General features: G+C 73.5%; 6 protein-coding genes. 3 read left to right on the plus strand and 3 right to left on the minus strand.

All coding sequences use genetic code 11. The annotated features are described in order from the left end of the window. Positions 1-108: 108 nt before the first annotated feature. Positions 109-558, minus strand: coding sequence for a VOC family protein (locus tag ACFV04_RS09055; RefSeq protein ID WP_380347278.1), 450 nt, complete (start codon positions 556-558; stop codon positions 109-111). Between the two features lie 131 nt (positions 559-689). On the opposite strand from ACFV04_RS09055, the gene ACFV04_RS09060 reads away from it, so the two are divergent. Both ACFV04_RS09060 and ACFV04_RS09065 read left to right on the plus strand, forming a co-directional pair. After that, positions 690-1613, plus strand: a complete 924-nt coding sequence (locus ACFV04_RS09060) for a DUF4231 domain-containing protein (RefSeq protein ID WP_380347277.1) — start codon at positions 690-692, stop codon at positions 1611-1613. A 218-nt stretch (positions 1614-1831) separates the two neighbouring features. Continuing rightward, positions 1832-3544, plus strand: a complete 1713-nt coding sequence (locus tag ACFV04_RS09065) for a hydrogenase maturation protein (protein WP_380527831.1) — start codon at positions 1832-1834, stop codon at positions 3542-3544. A gap of 93 nt (positions 3545-3637) precedes the next feature. Here the strand turns inward: ACFV04_RS09065 and ACFV04_RS09070 are convergent, their stop codons facing one another. Continuing rightward, positions 3638-4486: an MHYT domain-containing protein gene (locus ACFV04_RS09070; RefSeq protein ID WP_380347275.1), complete on the minus strand. Its 849-nt coding sequence runs from the start codon at positions 4484-4486 to the stop codon at positions 3638-3640. Between the two features lie 295 nt (positions 4487-4781). Then, a complete protein-coding gene (locus ACFV04_RS09075) occupies positions 4782-5213 on the minus strand; it encodes a VOC family protein (protein ID WP_380347274.1) in 432 nt (143 codons plus the stop codon). Between the two features lie 123 nt (positions 5214-5336). On the opposite strand from ACFV04_RS09075, the gene ACFV04_RS09080 reads away from it, so the two are divergent. Further along, the gene (locus ACFV04_RS09080; protein WP_030235202.1) at positions 5337-5771 is read left to right on the plus strand and encodes a MarR family winged helix-turn-helix transcriptional regulator; all 435 of its coding nucleotides are present in this window, start codon (positions 5337-5339) and stop codon (positions 5769-5771) included. Positions 5772-5981: the final 210 nt, after the last annotated feature.

Raw genomic sequence — 5981 nt, forward strand, 5'->3', positions numbered from 1 at the left:
TTTTTTATATCCTCCTCCTTTGCGGCGTTCGGGCCCCCGCGGCCGTCCCCGGGGCGCCCCGGCCCCCCCGGGGGGGGGGGGGGGGCCGCGCCGTGTTCCGGGCCGGTCTCAGTGGACGCAGAACTCGTTGCCCTCCGGGTCCCGCATGACGGTCCACGCGCCGCCCGGCTCCGCGACGTCCCGCAGGACGGTGGCGCCGAGGGCTTCGAGGCGGGTGACGGTGGCGGCGCGCCCGCCCGGGCCGGGGTGGAGGTCCAGGTGCAGGCGGTTCTTGGCCTGCTTGGGCTCGGGGACGGCCTGGAACAGGATGCGGCGGCCGAGGCCGGTGTCGGAGTCCGGGTCGTACGGGTCCTCGGGGTGGCGGACGGCGGCCAGCGTGCGCCAGGCGGCGTGGCCGTCCACCTCGGTGGTGGCGTCCGGGCCGACCGCGCCGGCGGCCAGCAGCCGGGTGACCAGCGGGCCGTGGTCCTCCAGTGCGTACTCCAGGGCGGCGGCCCAGAACGCGGCCTGGCGGTGCGGGTCGGCGCAGTCGATGACGAGCTTCCAGTGCAGCGGCATGCAACCGGTTGTATCGGTGACCCGTCCGACGGGCAATCACCGGCAGTCGGAAGGTGTCAAAAAGGTGCCTGTGTAGCCCAGTTGGCGGCGGGAATACTGGCTGGACGGAGAAGGGGGAGGGGACTCGACCGATGGTGCAACAGGATCCGCCCGGGGGTGTCGAGGCGCAGTTGCTGCCGGAGCTGTTCCGGACGGCGGACAACGCCTCGCTGGAGGGCCAGCGCGAGACGCTGCGCTGGTACCGCGGCCTGATCGCGATGCTGGTGGTCGCCGCGCTGATCGGGTCGTTCCCCGGCCCGGACCACGAGGGCGACTTCGACGTCTGGCCGCTGTTCTCGGTGGCCGCCTTCCTGGTCGCCGGCTACTTCTGGTCCCGGCTGCGCCGCAGCAACCCGCAGGGCCGCTGGTACGAGGCCCGGGCGGCGGCCGAGTCGGTCAAGACGCTGGCCTGGAAGTACACCGTCCGGGCCCGCCCGTTCGACGGCGAGGCGGAGTCCGCGGACGTCGACCGCGGCTACCTGCTGCAGGTCGAGGACGTCATGCGGGCCTTCGAGGACCCGGAGATCGTGCCTCCGGACACCGTCGCCGAGATCACCCCGGAGATGCGGCGGCTGCGCGCCGAGAGCCTGACCGCCCGGCGCACCCTCTACCTGCGCACCCGGGTCGAGGGCCAGCGCACCTGGTACCGCTCCCGGGCGGAGTCCTGCGACTCGCAGGCGGTCTCCTGGGGGCTCGGCATCGCGGCGCTGATCATCCTCGGTGCGGCGGCCGCCATCGCCCAGGCCACCGGTGCGCTGCAGGTGCACGTCTTCGGGGCCAGCTCGGCCGCGGCCGCGGCGATCATCGCCTGGACGCAGCTCAAGCAGCTCCGCCCGCTGGCCGCCGCCTACCAGCTGGCCGCGCGCGAACTGGAGAACGTCGGCAACCAGCTCTCCGACCTGGACGTCCGGGCGCCGGACGCCGAGGCGCGCTGGGCCCGGCTGGCCGCCGAGGCGGAGGACGCGGTCTCCCGCGAGCACACCACCTGGCGGGCCCGCCGGGCGTTCCCGCGCTGAGCACCTCGCGACAGCGGGCCCCTGCCGTGCCGCAGGGGCCCGCGCCAGTCCAACTCGGAGAAGGGACTGGGGAGATACCGCGAAGCGCGGGCCACGCCGGGACCACAGGTGTGCGGGGTGCGTGAGGGTAGAGCGGCGAGGTACGGACCGTAATCGTTACGTGTCCATGCCCTGGTTTCATCGCCTCCGCGCGACCCCTGTACCGCCGGAGGCCCCCCTTGCGCATTCTCCTGATCGCCAGCGCGTTCAACAGCCTGACCCAGCGCGTCCACACCGAGCTGCGCGAACGCGGCCACCAGGTCGCCGTGCAACTCGCACTCGGTGACGAGCAGATGAGGGACGGGGTGGCACGCACCGATCCCGAGCTGATCGTCTGCCCGATGCTGACCAAGGCCGTCCCGCGGGACATCTGGTCCACCCGGACCGTCCTGATCGTGCACCCGGGGCCCACCGGCGACCGCGGCCCCTCCTCGCTGGACTGGGCGATCACCGAGGGCGCGGAGCGCTGGGGCGTCACCGTGCTGCAGGCCGTCGAGGAGATGGACGCCGGCGACATCTGGGCGTCCGTCGACTTCCCCGTCCCCGACTGCGGCAAGAGCGAGCTGTACCGGGGCGAGGTCGCCGACGCCGCCGCGGAGGCCGTCCTGCTGGCCGTCCAGCGCTACGAGGGCGGGCTGTTCACCCCCGAACCGCTGGACTACGGCCGGCCCGACGTGCGCGGCGAGCTGCGGCCGCTGCTGCGCCAGGAGGCGCGTCGGATCGACTGGGAGCACGACGACACCGCCACCGTGCTGCGCAAGCTGCGGGCCGCGGACTCCCAGCCCGGCGTGCCGGACGAGCTGTACGGACGCGACTTCTTCCTGCACGGCGGCCACCCCGAGGACGAGCTGCGCGGCCCGGTGCCCGGCGCCGTGCTGGCCACCCGGGACGGAGCGATCTGCCGGGCCACCGCGGACGGCGCGGTGTGGATCCCGCAGCTGCGCCCGCGCCGCACCCCCGGCGGGCCCGCCACCTTCAAACTGCCCGCCGCGACGGTGCTCGCCGACGAGCTGTACCGGGTCCGCGAGGTGCCGGTGAGCCCGGCGTCGGCCGCCCGCCGCGGCACGTGGTCGGAGCTGCGCTACCGCGAGGAGGGCGACGTCGGCTACCTCGAATTCGCCTACCCGGGCGGGGCGATGAGCACCGAGCAGTGCCGCCGGCTGCTCGCCGCCTACCGGGAGGCGGCCGACCGGCCCACCTCGGTGCTGGTGCTCGGAGCGCCCCGGGACTTCTACTCCAACGGGATCCAGCTGAACGTCATCCAGGGCTCGGCCTTCCCGGCGCTGGAGTCCTGGGAGAACATCAACGCGATGGACGACTTCGTCGAGGCCGTCCTCACCACGACGGACAAGGTCACCGTCGCGGCCCTCGGCGGGAACGCGGCGGCCGGCGGGCTGATGGCGGCGCTCGCCGCCGACGAGGTGTGGTGCCGCGACTCGGCGGTGCTCAACCCGCACTACCGCCTGATGGGCCTGTACGGCTCCGAGTACTGGACGTACACCCTGCCGAACCGGGTCGGCGCCGAACGGGCCGAGCGGCTCACCACCGAGGCGCTGCCGGTCGGGGCCGAACACGCCCGCCGGATCGGCCTGGTGGACCGCACGTCCGGCGGGGACGCGGCGGAGTTCCGTCGCTGGGTGGTCCGGGAGGCCGCCGGCATCGCCGCCTCACCGGAGCTCACCGGGCGGCTGGTGGACAAGAAGCGCCGCCGCGCCGCCGACGAGGACGCCAAGCCGCTGGCCGAGTACCGGGCGGAGGAACTGCGGCGGATGCACGCCAACTTCTACCGGGCGGGCGAGCCGTACCACGGGCTGCGGCGGGACTTCGTGCACAAGGCGTGCCCGGCGGCCACGCCGGAGCACGTGGCCGGACTGCTCGGGCGGCCCGAGTAGGACGCGCCCGGGCCGCCTGGGCAGGATGCGCGCACGGTGACGCCCGGCCGGGGTGGGGCCCGGCCGGGCGTCCGCTCGCGTGCCGCCCGCCGCTCAGCGCCGGACGTCGGCTCCTCGCAGCCTTTGCTGCGGGACCAGGGGTTCCCGCGGCGGCCGGGGTGCCCGGGGCGCCCGCGGGGGCAGCGGGGCGGCCGGACCGGCCAGCAGGGGCTGCGCGTCGGGGCGGCTCGGGGAGACGGCGAAGGCGAGCGAGCCGAAGAAGACGTAGCAGCCGAGCCCGACCCCGAGCGGGAAGATGAACTGCAGCGCCATCACACCGTCCTGCGTGGAGTGCGAGAAATCCACCTGGACCGACAGCGCCGCCATGCCCGTGTAGTGCATGGCGCAGACCGCCACACCCATCACCGGCGCGGCCGCCAGGACGGCGAGCGTGCCCCGGATGTTCAGCGCGGCCCAGAGCGCGGCCGTCGCCGCGACCACGGCGATGGCGACCGAGAGCGCCACCGTCACGTGGTCGTAGCCGAGTTGACCGGGCAGGACCATCGCGGCCATGCCCAGGTAGTGCATCGCGGCGACCCCGAGGCCGGTGGTCAGCCCGCCGATCAGCAGGGCGAGCGCGGGGCGCCGGCGCCAGTACCCGACGGTGAAGAGCCCGACGCCGACGAAGGCGACGGCGACCAGCAGGCTGAGCACGGTCAGCCCCGGCTGGTAGCTGATCTCGACGCCGGTCACGGAGAAGCCGAGCATCGCGATGAAGTGCATGGACCAGATTCCGGCGCCGAGCGAGGTGGACGCGAAGAGCAGCCAGACGGCCCGGGTGCGGCCCGTCGAGACGAGCGACCAGCGGGCGCTGCGCAGGGCCACGAAGGCGCCGAGGCAGGCGACGAAGTACGAGACCGCCGGTGTCACCCAGCCGTGGTCGGCATGGTGGATCTCACCCAATTGAGCTCCCTGGAGGCGGGGTTGAGGGCGCCAGGGCTGGGGCGGACGCGGGTCGGCCGGGGGCGGCCGGGGAGGGCGTGCGGAAACGGGCACGCGAACGGGTACGGGGTCCGCCGAGGGGAGCCTGGCGTGTGGTGCCCCTGACAACGGGGGAGAGTAGGCCACTGCCCGGCGGTCGCACAATGTTCGTGGTTTTCGTGAAATCCCAGGTCAGGATGGACCTTTACGGCGCCTGCATGATCTTGGCACCAACCCCTGACACCGCCTGCGCACGGCCCCCGGGCCCGTTCGTGCCTTACTCCAACGGCGCTAGCCCGAACGGGTGGCCCGCCGGGTCGATCAGCACCTTGAGCGTGCGCCCGTGCTGGTACGCGGGCTGGGTGGCGCCGAGCGCGAGGGCCTTCGCCGTCGACTCCTCCAGGTCGTCCACGTAGAAGTCGAGGTGGAAGTGCTTGCTCCCGTCCGGCTCCGTCCACGGCTCCGGCCGGTACCCGTTCACCCGCCCGAAGCCCAGCGGGCTGCCGCCCTCGGGGTTGTCGAGGATCGCGAAGTTCTCGTCCACGTGCCGGGTCTCCCACCCCAGCAGCTCGCCGTAGAACGACGCCAGCGCGACCGGGTCGGCGCAGTCGATGGTGACCATGGCGAGCCGGGCGAACCCGGTGTCGCCCTGCCCGGGCTGTCCGGACTGCTCGGACGGCGCGGACTGCTCGGAGACGAGGTCGGACATGGCTGGTCGGCCCTTCTGGGAGTCGAGACCTGAGGCCCATCACCAATATGTCACCGGGCCGAAGCTCCGGCGCGGCGGCGGATCCCATTTTCCTTAGCGAGAGTAATGACGTAAGCTAAAGAGATGCCCGAGATGTCCGAGCAGGACCTCGCAGCGATCAGTCAGCTGCGGTCGTCCACGATGCGCCTCTCCCGACGACTCAAACACCAGCGGGTGGAGGAGTCGCTCAGTCCCACCGAGATGGGAGTGCTGGGCACCCTCGCCCGGTGCGGGAAGGCGACGCCGGGTGAGCTCGCCCGGAAGGAGCACGTACAGCCTCCTTCGATGACCAGGATCGTCGCGATGCTGGAGGAGAAGGGGCTGGTGCGGCGGGAGCCGCACCCCGAGGACCGCCGTCAGGTGGTCGTCAGCAGCACCGAACAGGCCGAGACGATCCTCGCGGAGAGTCGCCGGCGCAGGAACGTCTGGCTCGCCGAGCTCGCCCAGGGGCTCGACGAGGAGGAATGGGCCGTCCTCCGGGAGGCCGCGCCCGTGCTCTACAAGCTCGCACACCTCTAGGCACACCGAACCCGGCCGGCCCGGCCGGGACGGACCCCGCGGAGAAGGGACACCGCATCACCGCAGGACCGACCACCGACACCAGGAGCGGGGCGGGCCCCCCCCACGCCGGCTCGCCCCGCGCGCGGGCCCCCATGAACCCCCCCCCCCCCGCCCCCCCCGCCCCCCCCCGATCCGGCGAACCCCCCCCCCACCCCCCCCCCGCCCCCG

The organism is Kitasatospora sp. NPDC059599, from assembly GCF_042735125.1.
In the GTDB taxonomy this organism is placed as follows: Bacteria; Actinomycetota; Actinomycetes; order Streptomycetales; family Streptomycetaceae; genus Kitasatospora.

Excerpts from the sequence above, each read along its gene's own strand:
- ACFV04_RS09075 (WP_380347274.1), bottom strand. The coding sequence starts at position 5,213 with ATGTCCGACCTCGTCTCCGAGCAGTCCGCGCCGTCCGAGCAGTCCGGA.
- ACFV04_RS09080 (WP_030235202.1), top strand. The coding sequence starts at position 5,337 with ATGCCCGAGATGTCCGAGCAGGACCTCGCAGCGATCAGTCAGCTGCGG.
- ACFV04_RS09060 (WP_380347277.1), top strand. The coding sequence starts at position 690 with ATGGTGCAACAGGATCCGCCCGGGGGTGTCGAGGCGCAGTTGCTGCCG.
- ACFV04_RS09055 (WP_380347278.1), bottom strand. The coding sequence starts at position 558 with ATGCCGCTGCACTGGAAGCTCGTCATCGACTGCGCCGACCCGCACCGC.